This is a genomic window from Massilia timonae (assembly GCF_001866515.1).
Taxonomy (GTDB): Bacteria; Pseudomonadota; Gammaproteobacteria; order Burkholderiales; family Burkholderiaceae_D; genus Telluria; species Telluria timonae.
Genome location: NZ_JRYB01000001.1, coordinates 1286341 through 1305632, shown reverse-complemented (window position 1 = coordinate 1305632; position 19292 = coordinate 1286341). Strand labels below are relative to the sequence as shown.

Below are 19292 nucleotides of genomic sequence, written 5' to 3'. Positions count from 1 at the left end.
ATCAAGATCATGAACATCATCACCCGCGCCCTCGGCGCCTGCCTGCTGGCCGCGGGGTTCGCGGCCGGTCCAGCGCAGGCGCTCGACTGGAGCGACACCGCCATCAGCTGGCGCTACGGCAGCCGCTTCGCCGAGCCCTTCAATCCGGAACACATCGACAAGCACGTCCTGGCGCTGACCCACGCCAGCGGCTACAAGTACGGCAGCAACTACTTCAACCTGGATTGGCTCAAGTCCGACCGCAACGATCCGCGCTCGCTCGGCGGCAGTTCCGGCGCCGAGGAAGCCTACCTGCTGTATCGCCACACGCTCGACATCGGCGCGCTGAGCGGGCGCGAGCTGCGCTTCGGGAAGGTGAAGGGCGTCGGGCTCACCGCCGGCTTCGACCTGAACACCAAGCGCGACGTCGGCTACAACTCGCTCAAGCGCATGCTGGTGGTCGGGCCGACCCTGATGTGGGACGTGCCGGGCTTCCTCAGCACCAGCATCCTCCTGATCCGCGAAAGCAATGCGCCGAGCGGCGCCTTCGCCCCGATCTCCGACGTGCGCGGGCGCTACAAGTACGAGAACCACCCGATGCTCAACGTCAGCTGGGGCATTCCGCTGAACGAACGCTGGGCCTTCGAGGGCTATGCCAACTTCATCGCCGAGAAGGGGCTGGACGAAACCGGCAACCCGACCGGGGCCGAAACCAATATCGACATGCAGCTGATGTACGACGTCGGCGCCCACTTCGGCCAGAAGAAGAACCGCTTCCGTGTCGGCCTCGAATACCAGTTCTGGAACAACAAGTTCGGCAATACCCGCGCCACGACGGGCGGGCGCGGACAGCGCGCCAGCACGCCGATGATCCGCGCCGAATACCACTTCTGAGCCGCTTGCGGCAGCAGGTGCGGCAGCAGGTGCGGCAGCAAAGCGCTCAGTCGTCGTTGCTGCTCTCGCGCACCACCAGCTGGACCGCGAGCGTCTGTTCCAGGCTCGCGCTGTCCACCCTCTCGAGCAGCGAATCGACGCCCATCCGTCCCAGCAAATCCTTGTCGATCTGGATGCTGGTCAGCGGCGGGATCGCGCTGGAGGCGGCGCTGATGTCGTCGAAGCCGACGATCGCGATGTCGTGCGGGATCTTCAGGCCGCGCTCCAGGCAGTGGCGCATGGCGGCCAGCGCCGTGCTGTCGTTGTAGCAGAACAGCGCGTCCGGCCGCGGCTCGCGCGCCAGCAGGGCGTCGACCGCCTGGCGCACATTGTCGAGGCTGTTGCCGATGCTGGGCAGCTGGACCTCGAGGTCGGGATTGGCCAGCATGCGCGCCTCGAACAAGGCCTTGCGAAAGCCGCGGTACCGTTCCAGGATGCTGTGGTGGGCCAGCGGGCCGGTGAGCATGGCGACGCGGCGCCGGCCCTGCCGGATCAGGTGGCGCGTGGCCAGGTAGCCGCCCAGCGCATGGTCGGGATTGACCGAACGGTAGCCGGGCAGGCGCATGTCGAGCAGCACCAGGGGCTTGCCGGTGTCGCGCAGCGCCGCCACCAGTTCGGGCTCGAAGAAGCCGGCGCACAGCAGGGCGTCGGGCTGGTGCAGGCGCACCAGGTCGAGCACCGGCTCGGCCGGGCCCACCACCACGAACGACAGCGCGATGCCGCGCTTGCGGCAGGCGTCCTCGACGCCGTGCAGCACCGGCAGGTAGAACGGGCTGGCCGACTGCGTGTTGTGCTGGCGGTGCAGCAAAAACGCGATGCGGCGCACGTCGCCCTCGCGCAGTTTGGCGAAGTCGTAGCCCATCTCGCGCGCCACCGCGCAGATGCGCTCGCGCGTCTTGTCGGTCAGGCCGTCCTGGTTCTTCAGCGCGCGCGAGACCGTGCCGATCGAGTAGCCCGTGGCGCGGGCGATGTCGCGGATCGTGACGGCCATGGCGCGCTTCCCCCGGTCAGTACCTGGTCTGCGTGTAGGGACGGGCGTTCTGTTCCTTGCCCCAATCCTTGTTCGGCGTGGCCTGCATGGTGAACACCAGTTCGCCGCCGGCCATGATGTCCTCGTGGCGGATGAAGGTGCGCATCAAGGGCTTGCCGTTCAGGGTGACGCGGCCGACGTAGCCGTTGGCAGTCGACAGGTTATCGGCGCGCACCGTGAAGCGCTGCCCGTTCGGCAGGTTCAGGGTCGCCTTGTCCAGGAAGGGACGGCCGATCACGTACTCGTTGCTGGCCGGGGCCACCGGGTAGAAGCCGAGCGCGGTGAAGGCGAACCAGGCCGACATCTGGCCCAGGTCGTCGTTGCCCGACAGGCCGTCCGGCTTGTCGCTGTACTGGGTGGCCATGATGTTGGCCAGGCGTTCCTGGGTGCGCCATGGCGCGCCGGCGTAGTTGTACAGGTAGGCCACGTGGTGCGAAGGCTCGTTGCCGTGGGCGTAGTGGCCGATCAGGCCCGAGATGTCTTCCATGTGGGCGTACACGGTCTCGTCGACCTTGGCGTCGAACACCTGGTCGATCTTGCTCACCAGCTTGGTGTCGCCGCCCAGGAAGGAGATCAGGCCGGCGTTATCGTGCGGCATATACCAGGAATACTGCCAGGCGCTGCCCTCGGTATAGTCGCTGCCGAAGTTCGACTGCTCCGGATTGAACGGGGTGCGGAATTCGCCGGTGGACTTGCGGGCGCGGATGAAGCCGGTCTCCTTGTCGAACACGTTGCGGTAGTTCTGGGCGCGTTTGTAGTAGCGGGCCGCGATGTCCTTCTTGCCCATCTTCTCGGCCATGCGCGCGATGGTCCAGTCATCGAAGGCGTATTCGACGGTCTTCGACGCCGCTTCCTTCTCGAGGTCGATCGGCACGTAGCCCAGCTTCATATAGTGTTCCAGGCCGCCGTAGGGACCGTATTCGGCGCTGGCCGTCATCGCCGCCAGGGCCTTGTCGGCGTCGAAGCCGCGGATGCCCTTCATGTAGGCGTCGGCGATCACCGGCACCGCGTGGTAGCCGATCATGCACCAGGTTTCCAGGCCGTGGAACTGCCATACCGGCAGGATGCCGTAGGGGCTGTGCTGCTGCGAGGCGATCAGCGAGTTCACGAAGTCGGCGTTGCGCTGCTCGGGCGCGACGATGGTGAGCAGCGGGTGCAGCGCGCGGTAGGTGTCCCACAGCGAGAAGGTCGAGTGGAAGCGGAAGTTCTTCGCCTTGTGCACCTGGTTGTCCGGGCCGCGGTAGCTGCCGTCGAGGTCCATGAACAGCGACGGCGCCAGCATGGTGTGGTACAGGGCGGTGTAGAACTTGGTGCGCATCGGGCCCTCTGCCTCGACCTTCACCGCGCCCAGCGCGTCGTTCCAGGCCTTGCCGGCGCGCTCGCGCTCCTGGTCGAAGTCCCAGCCCGGCATCTCGGCCAGGTTGGCGATCGCATTGTCTTCGCTCACCGCCGACAGCGCGACCTTCACCAGCAGCGTGCCGTCCTGCGGCACGCCGAAGTTGAAGTCGGCCATCAGCTGCTTGCCTTCGACCAGCGCCTTGTCGGCCGGGGTCTTGCCGGGCGGAGCGAAGCCGCGATACGGAATCGATTCTTCGCGGTTCAGGAGCTGGCGGGTGTCGATCGGGCGCGAGAACTGGATCGCGAAGTGCACCTGGCGGCCGGGCGCCCAGCCGCGCGTCTCGCGCATGCCCGTGATTATGGTGCTGCTCCGCACGCGCAGGCGCGCCCACAGGTTCTTCTCGTCGTAGTTGTAGATGCTGGTGCGCAGGTCGAGCAGCACCTTGGCCGGCTCGCCGGCCTTGAATTTATAACGGTGCAGGCCCACGCGCTCGCTGGCGGTCAGCTCGACATCGACTTCATGGTCCTTCAGGCGCACCGCGTAGTAGCCCGGCTCGGCCTTTTCCTGGTCGTGCGAGAAGCGCGAGCGGTAGCCCGAGAACGGACGCTCCGGATAGCCCGGCTCCAGCTTGGTCTCGCCGCTGTAGGGCATCAGGAGCACGTCGCCCAGGTCGGAGTGGCCGCTGCCGGAGAAGTGGGTGTGCGAAAAGCCGAGGATCGAGCTGTCGGCGTAGTTGTAGCCCGAGGCCCAGGGATAGCTCTGGCGGAAGTGGCGGTGCTGCGTGTCGGGGCTGAGCTGCACCATGCCGAAGGGACGGCTGGCGCCGGGGAAGGTGTGGCCGTCGCCACCGGTGCCGATGAAGACGTCCACGGCTTCGGCCGGGCTGCCCGGCGCGGCGGCCAGGACAGGAGTTGCACTAAACAGGAATGCCGCACTGGCGGCGATCGAGAGTTGTCCGAAATTGAGTCTGGCCGTCATGAGGTCTCCACACGTGGCAGCAGCGACGGGCGCCGCCTTTTAGTTGCACTATACCCAAGTGAAACTTATATGTGGAGACTGGTTTCCAAGCAATCTTTACCGTGTTTCAGCCCATCTGTTTAGCCAGTTTACTAAACATTTTGCGCGCGGCGTTTGGCGACCGCTTCGATTTCGACCAGGGTGTCGGGCGACGCCAGCGAGGCCACGCCGATGCCGGTCAGGGCCGGGCGCGGCAGGCCGAGGTGGCGCACCAGGATCGGCGCCACGGTCTCGAGGTGCTCGCCGATCTCGCCGCGCACGTAGACGCGCAGCTGCAGGATCTGCTCGACCGAGGACCCGGCGGCCTCCAGGACCGCGATCAGGTTGCGCGCCGCGCCTTCGGTCTGCTCGGCCAGGGTGGTGTGCTTGACCTTGTACTCACGGTCCCAGTCGACCTGGCCCGATACGAACACCAGGCCGGTGTCATGGTCGATGGTCGCGTGGGACAGGCCATGCGGGGCGCCGTCGTACAGGGCAGGGGGATTGATGCGTTCGATGCTCATGCGGGTTCCTTGCGTTGAAAGGCGCCAGCTTAGGCATGCGCGCCCGCCGCCGCAATCAAGCGCGGCTTGTAGCCGATACAAGGCAGGCCTTGGCCCGCTCCAGCACCCAGGCAATGAAGGGATCGTTGTGCGCGTTCGGATGGTAGGCGGCCACGACCTGGTAGCCCGGCGGGTACTTGGGCAGCGCGATCTCGAATACGCCCTCGCAGGGCAGCAGGCGCGATGGCATGAACGCGACCAGGTCCGATCCCTTCAGGTATTCCAGCGCCATGAAGAAGGACGGCGCCGACGCCACCACGCGCCGCTGCAATCCCTGGCGCGCGAGCCAGCCGTCGGCCGACCCCGTGAAACTGGCCGCGCCCGGATTGGTGACGATGAAGTCGTGCGCCATCAGCGCTTCGAGCGGCATGACGCCGCCCTCGGCCAGCGCGCGGTTGCCGCTGACGCAGCGGTACTGCTCGAGGAACAGGGGCTGCGTCACCAGCCCGGGCGCCACGTATCCATCCACCGTGAAGATCAGGTCGATTTCTCCCTGGTGCAGCTTGCGGGTGAGGGCGCTGACCTCGATGTCGACCACCGCCACCTTCACTTTCGGCGCCTCGGCCCTCAGCGTGCGCACCAGGTCGGCCACGATCACCTTCTGGGTGTAGTCGGTGCCCGAGATCACCAGCGTGCGCTCGGCCTGCTCGGGCCGGACCTCGAAGGGCAGGGGAATGCCGTTCAACCCGGCCAGCACCTGGTCGATGTGAGGCGCGATCAGTTTCGCATACGGCGTCGGCGCCATGCCCTGACCGGTGCGCACGAACAGCGGGTCGCCCAGGATGGTGCGCAGCTTCTTCAGTTGCAGGCTGACCGCCTGCTGCGAGACGTCCAGGTGCTCGGCCGCCGCCGAGATGGTGTCGAAGCGGTTCAGGGCGTCGAGCGTGCGCAGGTGGGTGAGTTCGAGCTTGTCGATCATGAGGCTGCCAACATAAACGGCTATCTCGTCCGTTGCAAGTTGTCATGATTGAAATTCATCAAAACCTATGGACGAAATGACAATTTTTATGGGAGGCTGGTCAATATGAATGAGGCATGAAATTGCAAAAATTGCATCATGAAAACCTCATTCCTCTCCCCGTTTCTGGCCCTGTCGCTGTGCTGCGGCCTGGCGCAAGCCGCGCCCGCAGAACACCAGGAATTCGAAGCCACCCTGCTCGCGCCGTTCCAGGCCGCGGCGGCGCGGACTTTCACGCTGAGTTTCGCCTATCCCGGCCTGGCGCGCGCGGCCACCGTCGACTGGCGGGTCGAACTGGTCCGACCCGACGGCCGCGTCGCCCTGCGCTGGCGCGGCGCGGCGCCGTTCACGGGCGAGGCCATGACGGTTGCCGTGCCATGGTCCGGCCGCCTGGGACTGGCGCCGGCGCCGAGCGGCATCTATCGCGTCCGGCTGCGCGCGTCGGTGCGCGGCGACGCGCACGAAGACGCCGAGCAGGATTGGGAGATCGCGGTCGGCGCACCGCCGCTGCCCGCGATGCCGGCATTCTCGCCGCTGGCGCGCGCCTTCGCGCCGGCCGCCGTGCCGGCGCCCGGGGCGCTGCCCTACACGGTCTATCTCGGCAACCTGCACAGCCAGACCAACCACAGCGACGGCGGCGCCGACATCGCCGAGTGCAAGGGCGCCCAATCGCCATTGAAGTCGCCGCACGGCCCGGACCACGCCTTCGCCTATGCGCGCGGGCGCGGCCTCGACATCCTGGTCGCCTCGGAACACAACCACATGTACGACGGCTCGGAGGGCAGCGCGCCGGACGCCGACCCCGCCGCCGCCAAGGGCTTGTACCGCGCCGGCCTGGAAAGCGCCGCCAGCTTCTCGAAAAAGCACCCGGACTTCCTCGCGGTGTACGGCCTGGAATGGGGCGTCATCAACAACGGCGGCCATATCAACATCTTCAACAGCGACGAGCTGCTGGGCTGGGAGACCAATGCCAGAGGCGAGCCGATGGCCGACACGGTGACGCCGCGCGGCGACTACGCGGCCTTGTACACCCTGATGCGCGAGCGCGGCTGGGTGGGACAGTTCAACCATCCGGCGCACTCGGGCCAGTTCCAGGTCGATGGCGTGCCGCTCGCCTATACCGAGGACGGCGGCGAAGCGATGGCGCTGTGCGAGGTGATGAACAGCACCGCGTTCTCGACCAACGTCAGCGAGACCGAGACCCGCCGCAGCAATTTCGAAGGCGCCTGCAACCGCTTGCTGGAAGCGGGCTACCGCCTGGCCTTCAGCACCAACCAGGACAACCACTGCGCCAACTGGGGCGCGTCGTTCACCAACCGCACCGGCGTGCTGCTGCCGAACGGCGCGGCCCTGAGCCGCGCCACCTTCGTCGAAGCGCTCAAGGCGCGCCGCGTATTCGCGACGATGGACAAGGATTCGCAACTGGTCCTGACCGCGAACGGACGGATGATGGGCGAGCGCTTCACCAATCGCGGACCGCTCGCGCTGGTGACGAATTTTGCGAGTTCAACCGGCCGGAAGGCGGCCTCGGTCGCGATCATGGAAGGCGTCCCGGGCCGCAATGGCACGGTCACCCAGATGTCGGACCAGGCCGAGACCACCTTCACCCCGAGCCCTGGCGCGCACTTCTATTATGCGAAGGTAACCCAGGACGACGGCAACGTGCTGTGGTCGGCGCCGGTGTGGGTCATGCAGGAAGACTAAAAGCCGAGTCCTTCGCCCATCCCCAGCAGGGTCGCGATGCCGAGCACCGCGAAGATCAGCGCCGCGATGCCGTGCACGAGCTTGAGCGGCACGCGGTTCGCGATGCGTTCGCCGAAGTACACGGCCGGCACGTTGGCCAGCATCATGCCGAAGGTGGTGCCGGCGACGATGGCGGCCATCGATTCATAGCGCGCGGCCAGCGCCACGGTGGCGACCTGCGTCTTGTCGCCCATCTCGGCCACGAAGAAGGCGATCAGGGTGGTCAGGAACACGCCGTACTTCGCCAGTTGCGCTTCTTCCGCGTCGATCTCGTCGGGCGTCAATACCCACGCGGCCATCCCGAGGAAGGACAGGCCCAGCACCCAGCGCATCACGCCAGGGCCCAGCAGCTCGCTGACGAGGGCGCCGACGGCGGCGGCGAAGGCGTGGTTGGCCACCGTCGCGACCAGGATGCCGAACACGATCGGCAGGGGGCGGCGAAAGCGCGCGGCGAGCAGGAAAGCCAGCAACTGGGTCTTGTCGCCGATCTCGGCGAGGCCCACGATGCCGGTCGAGACGAGAAAGGCGTCCATCAGTCGGGTGAAGCAGGAGGAAGGCCGCGATCATAGCAGACGCGGCCCTGTCGCTGCGCCGGCATGTGTATTTATCGCGCGGGCGGCGCGCTTTCGCTGGCCAGGCGTGCATGCTATCCTGCACCCGCCTCGGCCTGCCGGGCCGACCTTCCCTGCGAGAGACCATGAACAAAAGTACCCTGCTGCGCGCCAGCACCGCAGCCTTCCTGGGCGCCTGGAGCGCCTACGCCTTCGCACTCGATCCCCTCAGCTACGCCAAATACGACCAGGTCAAGACCACCGCCCTGCACCTGGACCTGAAGGCCGACTTCGCGAAGAAAAGCCTGGACGGCTATGCCGAGCTGACGCTCGACTGGCTGGACAAGAAGGCGACCACGCTCGACCTGGACACGCGCGAGCTGACCATCTCGAAGATCGAGGCGCAGGATGCGAAGGGCGCCTGGCGCAAGGCCGACTACTCGCTCGGCAAGTTCGACGAAGAGAAGGGCCAGCCGCTGCAGGTCAAGCTGCCGGACCAGCAGAAGAAGGTGCGCATCCACTACCGCACCGCGCCGACCGCCACCGCGCTGCAATGGCTGCAGCCGGTGCAGACGATGTCGGGCAAGTACCCGTTCATGTTCAGCCAGTCGCAGGCGATCAATGCCCGTTCGTGGGTGCCGATCCAGGACACGCCGGCGGTGCGCTTCACCTACAGCGCGCGCATCGAGGCGCCCGAAGGGCTGCGCGTGGTGATGAGCGCCGATAACGACATGAAGGCCACCGGCAAGGGCGGCTGGAAGTTCAATATGCCGCAACCGATTCCGTCCTACCTGCTGGCGATCGGCATCGGCGAGCTCGAAGCGCGCACGCTCGGCGGGCGCACCGGCGTCTACGCCGAGCCGCAACGCATCAAGGCGGCGGAGTACGAACTGGCGGACACCGAAAAAATGGTGGAAGCGGCCGAGAAGCTGTACGGACCGTATCGCTGGGGACGCTATGACATGCTGGTCCTGCCGCCGTCGTTCCCGATCGGCGGCATGGAAAACCCGCGCCTGACCTTCTTGACCCCGACCATGATCGCGGGCGACCGCAGCCTGGTCGACCTGATCGCCCACGAACTGGCGCACAGCTGGTCGGGCAACCTGGTGACCAACGCCTCGTGGAAGCACTGGTGGCTCAACGAAGGCTTCACCACCTACGTCACCACCCGCATCCTGGAGGAGATCTACGGCAAGGAAGTCGCCCTCATGAACCTGCAGCTCGAGCAGGAAGAGGCGCTGGAGATGCTGAAGGACCTGCCGCCGGCGAAGCAGGCGCTGGTCTCGCGCCAGCCGGATACCTCGGCCGAATACTACCCGGACACCTCGCTGGCCTATCCGAAGGGCGCCTGGTTCCTGCACACGCTCGAGCAGCGCGCCGGCCGCGCCGCCTTCGACACCTTCCTGCGCGGCTGGTTCGACGGCCACGCCTTCCAGAGCGTGACCAACGACCAGTTCCTGGACTACCTGCGCAAGAACCTGCTGGCGAAAAATCCGAAGATCATGAGCGAGGCCGAGCTGGACGAGTGGATCTACGGTCCCGGCATCCCGCAAAGCGGCCAACGCGCCGTCTCGCAGCGCCTGGCGCAGCTGAATGCCTCGATCGACGGCTGGATCAAGGGCACGGTCTCGACCAATCAACTGAAGGCCAAGGACTGGAACGCCGCCGAGTGGATGAAGTTCCTGAACGATATCGACAACAAGGCCGATGCGAAGAAGCTGGAAGAACTCGACCGCGCCTACGGCCTGGCCAACACCAGGAATAACGAGGTCGCGTTCCGCTTCTACCGCGCCTCGGTGCACGCCGGCTACCGCGCCGTGCGTCCGCAGCTCGAAGCGTTCCTGATGAGCGTGGGCCGCCAGAAGTTCGTGGTGCCGCTGTACGCCGCGTTGCGCGAGAAACCGGACGACCGCGCCTGGGCCGAAGGCATCTACAAGAAGGCGCGCGAGCGTTACCACCCAGAGACGCAATCGAGCGTCGACAAGGCGATGGGCAAGCAATGATGACCATGAACCGACTCGCCGGCGCGCTGCTGCTCGCCTTGTGCACGACCGCCGCTGTTGCACAGACCGCCGCCGCGCCAGCCGCCACCGCGGCGGCGCCCGCCTACAACCTGGAAGCCGACGTCAACCGCGTCCTGACAACCTTCGACGTCCCCGGCATCGCCATCGCGGTGGTCAAGGACGGCAAGGTCCTCGTCACCCAGGGCTTCGGCGTGCGTAAACTCGGCGACCCGACGCCGGTCGACGGCAAGACCATCTTCGAGATCGCGTCCAACTCCAAGGCCTTCACGGCGGCGGGGCTGGCGATGCTGGTCGACCAGGGCAAGCTGGAATGGGACGACCCGGTCATCAAGCACTTGCCGGACTTCCGCATGTACGATGCGTACGTGACGGCCGAGATGACGGTGCGCGACCTGCTCACGCACCGCAGCGGCCTGGGGCTCGGCGCCGGTGACCTGATGTGGTGGCCCACCACCACCTTCAGCACCGACGAGATCATCCACAACCTTCGCTACATCAAGCCGGCGACGAGCTTCCGCAACAGCTACGCCTACGACAACCTGCTGTACATCGTGGCCGGCAAGATCATTGCCCAGAAATCCGGCAAGGACTGGGGCGCGACCATGCGCGAGTGGATCCTCGATCCCGTCGGCATGCAGGCCACCACCACCAGCCTGGATCAGCACAAGCCGGGCATGAACGTGTCGGCGCCGCACAGCAAGATCAATGGCAAGGCGGCGGTGGTCAAGCCGATGCCGGTGGCAAACGCGATCGGCGCGGTAGGCATCAACACCAATGCCGAGGACATCGCGCGCTGGATGAACGTGTTGCTCGACCAGGGCCGCCTCCCGCAAGCTGCGGGCGGCAAGGAAGTGCGCCTGTGGTCCGAGAAACAGGCGCGCGAGATGTGGACCGCGCAGACGCCGATGAAGATCAACGAGCCGCGTCCACCGCTGGCGGCGACCAAGCCGAACTTCTTCGCCTATGGCCTGGGCTTCCAGCTGCGCGACTACCAGGGCAAGCTGGTGGCGATGCACGGCGGCGCGCTGCAGGGCTTCTATTCGCGCGTGATGCTGGTGCCGGAAGCGAAGCTGGGCATCGCGATCTTCACCAATGCCGAAAGCGGCCCGTCGCTCAATGCGCTGCAATACCGCCTGCTGGACCAGTACCTGGGTGTGGCGCCGACCGACTGGATCGGCCGCATCGCCGAGGTCGACCGCGAAGCGCGCGAAAAGGAAGCGGCGCGCGTAAAGGGTGAAAGCGCCAGCCGCGCCAAGGCCTCGAAGCCGTCGCTGCCGCTGTGGGACTATGAAGGCGAGTACGAGGACGCCTGGTATGGCAAGGCGACCGTCAGGCGCCAGGGCAGCAAGCTGGTGATGTCGTTCTCGCGCACCCCCGACCTGACCGGCGAGATGGAGCACTTCCAGCACGACACCTTCATCGTGCGCTGGAAGGAGCGCAACTTCAATGCCGACGCCTACGCGACCTTCTCGCTGGATCACGACGGCTCGATCGAGCGCCTGCGCATGAAGCCGGTGTCGACCGAGACCGACTTCAGCTACGACTTCCAGGACCTGCTGTTCACGCCCGTGAAAAAGGCGAAGTAAGACAAAAAAACGCCCGCATGTTCGCGGGCGTTTTTCATGGCGGGGAGCTTATTTGCGCTCCCACACCTTCATCATGTCTTCCGACCCCTGCGTCCTGATCCCGTTGTCCGACAGGATGGACTCGGTCGCCGCCAGCGTCGCCTGGCGCGGCAGGATCATGGTCTCGCCGTAGCGCTGGTCGAAGCGCAGCACCACCTGCTCGTCCTTCAGGTCGCGTAGCAGTTCCACCAGGTGGCGCAGGCTGCGCACCTTCTCGCCGTTCACCGATTCGATCACCGAGCCGAAGCGATTGTTGTAGCCGCTCACCAGCTTGTGCGGGAAGAACGGCGCGCTGATCACCACCAGCTCTTCGCGCTCCGGCGTCGGCGAGTCGCCACGCTGCGTGACCAGCGGGCTGGCGTTGAAGGCGTAGGCGTTCATCCCCGGCGCGCTGCCGGCGACAAAGCTCATGAATTCGCTGGTGGCGCGCGAGAAGGCGATCGGGCCATAGATGAAGTAGGACGGGTAGCCGCCGTCCAGGTCCGAGATCAGGAGCGGACGCGGGCCGGTGGCCGGCACCTCGACCTTCATCTGCTTGCCGCCGCGGATGATGGTCATCAAGACCTTGCCGTTCTTCGCCACCTGCTGGATGCGGTACTGGAAGCGCACGCGCAGGTTCGAGCCCAGCTTGACCATGCCCTGGTTGTCGACCGCGTGCTCGCCGATATGGGTGATCACGTCCCACTCCTTCAGCGGCCAGCTGGCGTCGACCCGGTAGGGGCGGTGCACCACCGCGCCTTCGACCGATTTATCCAGCTTGAGGAACTGGCGCAGCGCCGGATTCTCCAGCGTCTGCACGCTGTCGTGCAGCAGCGGCTTGCCGTCGTAGCGGCCGTCGGCGACGTCGCGCAGGAACAGTTCGATCTCTTCGTTCGGGATCACGTAGCCGATATTCTGCGCATTGGCCGCGCCGGCGAAGGCCAGGCCGACCATGCGCTCGCCCGACACCACCGGGCCGCCGCTGTTGCCGGGATTGATCGGGGCGTCGATCTGGATCCGCAGGCCCGAGCTGAAGGCGCCGTAGTTGACGAACTCCACGCGCGAGACGATGCCGGTGGTGGTCGACAGCGAGTTGCCGCCGACCGGATAGCCGTAGGCGAACACCTGCTGGCGCACGTCGGGCAGCACGGGCGCGCGCGGCACCGGCGGACGCTTGTCGAAGAAGGACGGGTCTTCCAGTTCCAGCACGGCCAGGTCGATGCCGCGCGCCAGCGCGATCACCTTGGCCGCCACCTTGTCGCCCGACTGGCTGGCCTGCACCTCGACCTGGCTCGCGTAGCCGACCACGTGGGCATTGGTCAGGATGCGCTTGCCCTCGATGATGACGCCGGAACCGGTGACCGAGGCTGGGGCCGCCTTGGTCCAGGGTTTATAGGGTTCGGGGCGGCGGATCGTGGCGAAGATCTTCACGACCGAGTTCTCGACCGCGGGCAGGACCGGCGCGGGCACGGCGCTCTTGGCGGCAGGGGGAGCAACTGCGGGCGCGACGGCGGGCGCCGGGGCGGGAGCAGGAGCGGGAGCAGGCATGGCCTGGACCTCGGGCGGCACGGTGTCCTGGGCGTGCGCGGCGCCGCAGGCGCCAAGGAGGAGGGCGGCCAGGCGCAATGTCGGCAGAGTCTTCATGGTTTCCTTCGAATGGACGGTTCAGGATGCATCCCGAAGAATAACCACACGCGGCGCAAAAGGAAATACGGGAATCGTCGCGAAGGAATACCGGCCTTCCTTCGCGACGTGGCGCTTATGCCTACTGCTTGACGAACTTGAGCGTCATGCGGTCGCTCTCGCCGATGGCGAGGTACTTCTCGCGGTCCTTGTCCTTGTTGGCCAGCACCGGCGGCAGGGTCCACACGCCTTTTTCATGGTCGGCGGTATCCTTCGGATTGGCGTTCACCTCCGACTTGGCGGCCAGCTTGAAGCCGGCGCGTTCGGCCATGCGGATCACGTATGCCTCGTGCATATAGCCGCTCGAGGCCTTGGCGTCCTGCTCCATCTTCGCCGGCAGGCGGTGCTCGACCACGCCCAGCACGCCGCCCGGCTTCAAGACCTTGTGCGCTTCCTTCAGCACGGTGAGCACGGCGTCGTCGCCATTGCCCAGCCAGTTGTGCAGGTTGCGGAAGGTGACCACCATGTCGACGCTGTTCGGCGCGCCCAGCGCGATGTTGCCCGGTGGCGCGAACTGGACTGGGGTCACCTTGCCGTACACGGCGCCATTGGCCGCCAGCCTGTCGCGGAAGGCCTTGCCGCCGCGGCTCTCGGCGTCCGGCACGGCGCCATACAGCTTGCCCTGGTCGCGCAGGTAGGGCGCCAGGATCTCGGTGTACCAGCCGCCGCCCGGTGACAGCTCGATCACCGTCATGTTCGGCTTGATGCCGAAGAAGGTCAGGGTTTCGTAAGGATGGCGATAGGTGTCGCGGGCCTTGTTGGCGGCGGCGCGGTGTTCGCCGGCGATGGCGGATTTCAGGGCGTCGTCCGCGTGCGCGGCGCCGGCAAGGCCGGTTGCCAGCATCGCGGCCAGGATCAGTCGTTTCATCGTGCGAGGTCTCCTTGGTGGGTGGGACGGCAGGCGGTTCGCCGCCGTCAGCCCGAGGATGATCGAACAGGCAACCTCCATAGTCAAGCGTTCGCCGTATATGCATATGCGTGGAATATTCATTGTACTGACAGTGCCTTGCACAGGCAGAGAACATTGCATTGAGGTGGCACAAAGATTGCCTATTCAAAACGTTAAGTCGATGCTATCGTTGAGAGGTTTGCCGCGTGGCACACAGGCAAATCCAAAACAATAGCGATGTACATACAAGAGCGGCGCCGAGCTGTTTGCGGAACCGCTGCCCGGAAGTAGGTCATTCAGGAGAACACATGGAACGCCGTACCTTTCTCAATCTCAGCAGCCTGGCCGCCGCCTCGATGCTGTTGCCATTCGGTCGCGCGATCGCTGCCGAGGAACTGGTCAGCACGATGCCCGTCGCCGCCAAGAAGGCCCTGGCCGACGTCGCGCTGAACGCCGCCACCAAGGCCGGCGCCAGCTACGCCGACGTGCGCATCGGACGCTATCTCAACCAGTTCATCACCACCCGCGACCTGAACGTCGAGAACGTGGCCAATACCGAATCGGCCGGCGTCGGCGTGCGTGTCATCGTGAACGGCGCCTACGGCTTCGCCGCGACCTCGGACATGTCGAACGACGGCATCGCCAACGCGGCGCGCCAGGCGGTGGCGATCGCGAAAGCGAACGCCAGGCTGCAGACCGAACCGGTGCAGCTTGCACCAGTCAAGGGCGTCGGTGAGGTTTCGTGGAGCACGCCGTACACCAAGGACTGGCGCACGGTGCCGATCGCGGAGAAGACCGACATGCTGATCGCCGCCAACAAGGCGGGCATGGAAGGCGGCGCCAACTTCATGCGCACGATGCTGTTCCAGGTGAACCAGCAGAAGTACTTCGCGTCGACCGACGGCTCGTATATCGACCAGGACGTGCATCGCCTGTGGGCGCCGCTGTCGGCCACCGCGGTCGACAAGGCCACCGGCAAGTTCCGCTCGCGCGACGGCCTGAGCTCCCCGGTGGGCAAGGGCTATGAATACTTCGACGCCCGTCCCGAGCACAAGATCAAGGCCGCCGGCGGCGTCGCCACGCTGTACACCGAGACCTACGACATCGTCGAGGACGCGCGCGCCGCGGGCCGCGACGCCAAGCGCAAGCTGACCGCCAAGTCGGTCCAGCCGGGCAAGTACGACCTGATGCTGTCGCCGGAACACCTGTGGCTGACCATCCACGAAAACGTCGGCCACCCGACCGAGCTCGATCGCGTGCTGGGCTACGAGGCCAACTACGCCGGCACCAGCTTCGCCACGGTCGACAAGCTGAAGTCGAAGAGCTTCAAGTACGGCGCCCCGATCGTCAACATCTTCGCCGACAAGACCACCCCGGGTTCGCTGGGCGCGATCGGCTACGACGACGAAGGCGTCAAGACCAAGCGCTGGGACATCATCAAGGACGGCATCCTGGTCAACTTCCAGGCCACGCGCGACCAGGCCCACATCATCGGCGAGAAGGAATCGCACGGCTGCTCGTACGCGGACGGCTGGAACACGGTGCAATTCCAGCGCATGCCGAACGTGTCGCTGGCGCCGGGCAAGGCCAGGCTGACCCCGGACGAGATGGTCAAGGGCATCAAGAAGGGCATCTATATCATCGGCGACGGCTCGTTCTCGATCGACCAGCAGCGCTACAACTCGCAGTTCGGCGGCCAGCTGTTCTTCGAGATCAAGGACGGCAAGATCGGCCAGATGCTGGAAGACGTGGCCTACCAGTCGAACACCCAGGAATTCTGGGGCGGCTGCAGCGCGATCTGCGACGAGCGCGACTGGCGCATGGGCGGCTCCTTCTTCGACGGCAAGGGACAGCCGCCGCAGATCAGCATCGTCTCGCACGGTTCGTCGACCGCGCGCTTCAACGGCATCAACGTGATCAACACCGCTCGCAAGATCGGCTAAGGCAGGGACGCACATGAGCATCTTGACCCAGGAACAAACCAGGAAGATCAGCGATCGCGTGATGTCGCTGACCAAGGCCGACGAGTGCATCGTCAACATCGAAGGCAGCACCATCGGCAACATCCGCTTCGCCCGCAACGCCGTCTCGACCGCCGGCCTGGCCGACGACACCCGCGTGCAGGTGCAGGTCGCATTCGGCAAGAAGCAGGGCACGGCCACCATCAACGAGTTCGACGACAAGTCGATCGAGCGCGCCGTGCGCCGCGCCGAAGACCTGGCGAAGCTGGCGCCGGACAATCCGGAATTCATCCCGGCGATCGCCAAGACCGCCTACAAGCCGTCCGACACCTTCGTGCAGAAGACCGCCGACATCGATCCGGAGTACCGCGCGCAGGCCGCCGCCTACGCGATCGAGGGTTGCCGCAAGCGCGGCCTGGTCTCGGCCGGCTTCTTCACCGACCGCACCAGCTTCGAGACCGTCGCCAACTCGAACGGCCTGTTCGGCCACCAGGTCGCGACCTCGCTCGACTTCACCCTGACCGTGCGCACCGAAGACGGCCGCGGTTCGGGCTGGGTCAAGCGTTCTGCGCGCGACGTCGCCAAGTTCGACCCGCGCGAAGCGGCCGAGATCGCGATCGAGAAGGCCTTGCGCTCGGTCGACGCCAAGGCCCTGGAGCCGGGCCGCTACACCGTGATCATGGAGCCGGCGGCGACGTCGGACCTGCTGTCCTTCATGCTGGGCGGCTTCGACGCGCGCCGCGCCGACGAGGGCCGCAGCTTCCTGTCGAAGGCCGGCGGCAAGAACCGCCTGGGCGACAAGCTGTTCGACAGCCAGGTCAACATCTGGTCCGACCCATGGGACAAGGACGTCGCCGTGCTGCCATGGGACAACGACATGCTGCCGCGCGAACGCGTGGAGCTGGTCAAGGACGGCAAGATCAACGCCCTCGACTACTCGCGCTACTGGGCGCAGCAGAAGCAGCAGCGCGCGGTGGGCGCGGCCGGCAACATCATCATGGCCGGCACCAACAAGACCACCGAGGAGCTGATCGCCAACACCAGGAAGGGCGTGCTGGTCACCCGCACCTGGTACATCCGCATGGTGGACCCGCAATCGGTGCTGCTGACCGGCCTGACCCGCGACGGCACCTTCTACGTCGAGAACGGCAAGATCAAGCATCCGATCAAGAACTTCCGTTTCAACGAAAGCCCGGTGACGATGCTGAACAATATCGAAGAGATCGGCAAGCCGGTGGTGATCGGCGCCGACGAAGCGCGCTACTCGATGCTGATCCCGTCGATGAAGATCCGCGACTTCAACTTCACGTCGCTGTCGGACGCCGTTTAACGTAGGGTGGGCGGCTTGTCCGCCCACGCGGATGCCACCCGAGGGCACCGCACCTGGAGAATTCATGGAACGTCGTAAATTCCTGCAGATCGGCGCCGGCACTGCCGGCGCCATGCTCATTCCGGTGTTCGGCAACGCGATCGCGGCCGAAGACCTGCTCAAGCCGATGGCGGCAAGCGCCAAGAAGGTCCTGGCCGACACCGCCATGGGCGCGGCCACCCAGGCCGGCGCGTCGTACTGCGACGTGCGCATCGGCCGCTACCTGAACCAGTTCATCGTCACGCGCGACCTGAACGTCGAAAGCATCAACAATACCGAATCGAGCGGCGTGGGCGTGCGCGTGATCGCCGACGGCGCCTACGGCTTCGCCTCGACCAACAGCATGACCGCGGACGGCGTCGCCCAGGCCGCGCGCCAGGCGGTGGCGATCGCCAAGGCCAACGCCAGACTCCAGATCGAGCCGGTGCGCCTGGCGCCGGTCAAGGGCGTGGGCGAAGTGGCGTGGGCCACGCCGATCAAGAAGGATTGGCGCACCCTGCCGGTCAAGGAAAAGGCCGACATGCTGATCGCCGCCAACAAGGCCGGCCTGGACGCGGGCGCGAACTTCATGACCGCCTCGCTGTTCCAGATCAACCAGCAAAAGTACTTCGCCTCGACCGACGGCTCCTATATCGACCAGGACGTGCACCGCCTGTGGGCCCCGATCAATGCCACCGCGGTCGACAAGGCCACCGGCAAGTTCCGCTCGCGCGGCGGCCTTGGCGCCCCGGCCTCGATGGGCTATGAATATTTCGACGCGCGTCCCGAAGACAAGGTGCGCGCCGCCGGCGGCGTCACCACGCTGTACACCAAGTCCTACGACATCGTCGAGGATGCGCGCCTGGCCGGCAGGCAGGCGCGCGAGAAGCTCAGCGCCAAGTCGGTCGAGCCGGGCAAGTACGACCTCGTGCTCAGCCCCGAACACTTGTTCCTGACCATCCACGAAAACGTCGGCCACCCGACGGAACTGGACCGCGTGCTCGGCTACGAAGCCAACTATGCCGGCACCAGCTTCGTGGGTCTCGACAAGTGGCAGAGCAAGAAATTCAAGTACGGCGCCGAGCGCGTCAATTTTGTCGCGGACCGCACCACGCCAGGCTCGCTGGGCCTGATCGGCTACGACGACGAGGGCGTGCCGGCCAAGCAGTGGGACATCATCCGCAACGGCGTCCTGGTCAACTACCAGGCCACGCGCGACCAGGCCCACATCATCGGCGAGAAGGAATCGCACGGCTGCTCGTACGCCGACAGCTGGAGCACGGTGCAGTTCCAGCGCATGCCGAACGTCTCGCTGGAGCCGGGCAAAGCGCGCTTGAGCCCGGACGAGATGGTCAAGGACGTCAAGAAGGGCATCTATATCCTGGGCCGCGGCTCCTACTCGATCGACCAGCAGCGCTACAACTTCCAGTTCGGCGGCACGCTGTACTACGAGATCAAGAACGGCAAGATCACCGGCCCGCTCGAGGACGTGGCCTACCAGGCGAATACCCAGGAATTCTGGAATGCCTGCTCGGCCATCTGCGACGAGCGCGACTGGCGCATGGGCGGCTCCTTCTTCGACGGCAAGGGGCAGCCGAGCCAGGTGAGCGCGGTGTCGCACGGATCGAGCACCACCCGCTTCAACGGCATCAACGTCATCAATACCGCACGCAAGATCGGATAAGGAGACC

Annotated in this window: 14 protein-coding genes; 7 read left to right on the top strand and 7 right to left on the bottom strand. The window is 65.9% G+C overall.

The genetic code is table 11. The features are described 5' to 3' along the window. Nucleotides 1–9: 9 nt before the first annotated feature. A complete protein-coding gene (locus tag LO55_RS05735) occupies nucleotides 10–873 on the top strand; it encodes an outer envelope protein (protein ID WP_071360766.1) in 864 nt (287 codons plus the stop codon). A 46-nt stretch (nucleotides 874–919) separates the two neighbouring features. Here LO55_RS05735 and LO55_RS05730 read toward each other — a convergent pair whose 3' ends face one another. From LO55_RS05730 to LO55_RS05715, 4 genes are all read right to left on the bottom strand, one after another. Then, on the bottom strand, nucleotides 920–1903 hold the full coding sequence (locus LO55_RS05730) for a LacI family DNA-binding transcriptional regulator (protein ID WP_071360765.1): 984 nt from the start codon (nucleotides 1901–1903) through the stop codon (nucleotides 920–922). Between the two features lie 16 nt (nucleotides 1904–1919). Then, nucleotides 1920–4259 (bottom strand): GH92 family glycosyl hydrolase, encoded by a 2340-nt coding sequence (locus tag LO55_RS05725; protein ID WP_071360764.1) that lies wholly within the window; start codon nucleotides 4257–4259, stop codon nucleotides 1920–1922. 131 nt (nucleotides 4260–4390) lie between these two features. Further along, nucleotides 4391–4801: a RidA family protein gene (locus tag LO55_RS05720; RefSeq protein WP_071360763.1), complete on the bottom strand. Its 411-nt coding sequence runs from the start codon at nucleotides 4799–4801 to the stop codon at nucleotides 4391–4393. A gap of 55 nt (nucleotides 4802–4856) precedes the next feature. Continuing rightward, nucleotides 4857–5759 carry a LysR family transcriptional regulator gene (locus LO55_RS05715; RefSeq protein WP_071360762.1) on the bottom strand — a complete coding sequence of 301 codons (903 nt, stop codon included), beginning with the start codon at nucleotides 5757–5759 and terminating at the stop codon, nucleotides 4857–4859. Nucleotides 5760–5897: 138 nt separating this feature from the next. On the opposite strand from LO55_RS05715, the gene LO55_RS05710 reads away from it, so the two are divergent. Then, entirely contained in the window at nucleotides 5898–7502 is a 1605-nt protein-coding gene (locus tag LO55_RS05710) for a CehA/McbA family metallohydrolase (RefSeq protein ID WP_071360761.1), read from the top strand. On the opposite strand, the gene LO55_RS05705 is transcribed toward LO55_RS05710, so the two are convergent. After that, nucleotides 7499–8074: a TMEM165/GDT1 family protein gene (locus LO55_RS05705; RefSeq protein WP_005663571.1), complete on the bottom strand. Its 576-nt coding sequence runs from the start codon at nucleotides 8072–8074 to the stop codon at nucleotides 7499–7501. The two genes, LO55_RS05710 and LO55_RS05705, sit on opposite strands and share 4 nt — an antisense overlap. A gap of 164 nt (nucleotides 8075–8238) precedes the next feature. On the opposite strand from LO55_RS05705, the gene LO55_RS05700 reads away from it, so the two are divergent. Together LO55_RS05700 and LO55_RS05695 are read left to right on the top strand one after the other, a co-directional pair. Further along, nucleotides 8239–10095 (top strand): M1 family metallopeptidase, encoded by a 1857-nt coding sequence (locus LO55_RS05700; RefSeq protein WP_071360760.1) that lies wholly within the window; start codon nucleotides 8239–8241, stop codon nucleotides 10093–10095. Continuing rightward, entirely contained in the window at nucleotides 10092–11702 is a 1611-nt protein-coding gene (locus LO55_RS05695; protein WP_071360759.1) for a serine hydrolase, read from the top strand. Before LO55_RS05700 ends, LO55_RS05695 begins: the two co-directional genes overlap by 4 nt. 48 nt (nucleotides 11703–11750) lie before the next feature. On the opposite strand, the gene LO55_RS05690 is transcribed toward LO55_RS05695, so the two are convergent. Continuing rightward, on the bottom strand, nucleotides 11751–13364 hold the full coding sequence (locus LO55_RS05690; protein ID WP_071360758.1) for a S1C family serine protease: 1614 nt from the start codon (nucleotides 13362–13364) through the stop codon (nucleotides 11751–11753). Between the two features lie 121 nt (nucleotides 13365–13485). Beyond that, nucleotides 13486–14271 (bottom strand): class I SAM-dependent methyltransferase, encoded by a 786-nt coding sequence (locus LO55_RS05685; protein ID WP_071360757.1) that lies wholly within the window; start codon nucleotides 14269–14271, stop codon nucleotides 13486–13488. A 329-nt stretch (nucleotides 14272–14600) separates the two neighbouring features. Between LO55_RS05685 and LO55_RS05680 the strand changes: the two genes are divergently transcribed. From LO55_RS05680 to LO55_RS05670, 3 genes are all read left to right on the top strand, one after another. Continuing rightward, nucleotides 14601–16235: a TldD/PmbA family protein gene (locus LO55_RS05680; protein ID WP_005663565.1), complete on the top strand. Its 1635-nt coding sequence runs from the start codon at nucleotides 14601–14603 to the stop codon at nucleotides 16233–16235. A gap of 13 nt (nucleotides 16236–16248) precedes the next feature. Next, nucleotides 16249–17583 (top strand): TldD/PmbA family protein, encoded by a 1335-nt coding sequence (locus LO55_RS05675; protein ID WP_071360756.1) that lies wholly within the window; start codon nucleotides 16249–16251, stop codon nucleotides 17581–17583. A gap of 64 nt (nucleotides 17584–17647) precedes the next feature. Next, nucleotides 17648–19285 carry a TldD/PmbA family protein gene (locus tag LO55_RS05670; RefSeq protein ID WP_071360755.1) on the top strand — a complete coding sequence of 546 codons (1638 nt, stop codon included), beginning with the start codon at nucleotides 17648–17650 and terminating at the stop codon, nucleotides 19283–19285. The last annotated feature ends 7 nt before the right edge of the window (nucleotides 19286–19292 follow it).

Excerpts from the sequence above, each read along its gene's own strand:
- LO55_RS05735 (WP_071360766.1), top strand. The coding sequence starts at position 10 with ATGAACATCATCACCCGCGCCCTCGGCGCCTGCCTGCTGGCCGCGGGG.
- LO55_RS05730 (WP_071360765.1), bottom strand. The coding sequence starts at position 1,903 with ATGGCCGTCACGATCCGCGACATCGCCCGCGCCACGGGCTACTCGATC.
- LO55_RS05725 (WP_071360764.1), bottom strand. The coding sequence starts at position 4,259 with ATGACGGCCAGACTCAATTTCGGACAACTCTCGATCGCCGCCAGTGCG.
- LO55_RS05720 (WP_071360763.1), bottom strand. The coding sequence starts at position 4,801 with ATGAGCATCGAACGCATCAATCCCCCTGCCCTGTACGACGGCGCCCCG.
- LO55_RS05715 (WP_071360762.1), bottom strand. The coding sequence starts at position 5,759 with ATGATCGACAAGCTCGAACTCACCCACCTGCGCACGCTCGACGCCCTG.
- LO55_RS05710 (WP_071360761.1), top strand. The coding sequence starts at position 5,898 with ATGAAAACCTCATTCCTCTCCCCGTTTCTGGCCCTGTCGCTGTGCTGC.
- LO55_RS05705 (WP_005663571.1), bottom strand. The coding sequence starts at position 8,074 with ATGGACGCCTTTCTCGTCTCGACCGGCATCGTGGGCCTCGCCGAGATC.
- LO55_RS05700 (WP_071360760.1), top strand. The coding sequence starts at position 8,239 with ATGAACAAAAGTACCCTGCTGCGCGCCAGCACCGCAGCCTTCCTGGGC.
- LO55_RS05695 (WP_071360759.1), top strand. The coding sequence starts at position 10,092 with ATGATGACCATGAACCGACTCGCCGGCGCGCTGCTGCTCGCCTTGTGC.
- LO55_RS05690 (WP_071360758.1), bottom strand. The coding sequence starts at position 13,364 with ATGAAGACTCTGCCGACATTGCGCCTGGCCGCCCTCCTCCTTGGCGCC.
- LO55_RS05685 (WP_071360757.1), bottom strand. The coding sequence starts at position 14,271 with ATGAAACGACTGATCCTGGCCGCGATGCTGGCAACCGGCCTTGCCGGC.
- LO55_RS05680 (WP_005663565.1), top strand. The coding sequence starts at position 14,601 with ATGGAACGCCGTACCTTTCTCAATCTCAGCAGCCTGGCCGCCGCCTCG.
- LO55_RS05675 (WP_071360756.1), top strand. The coding sequence starts at position 16,249 with ATGAGCATCTTGACCCAGGAACAAACCAGGAAGATCAGCGATCGCGTG.
- LO55_RS05670 (WP_071360755.1), top strand. The coding sequence starts at position 17,648 with ATGGAACGTCGTAAATTCCTGCAGATCGGCGCCGGCACTGCCGGCGCC.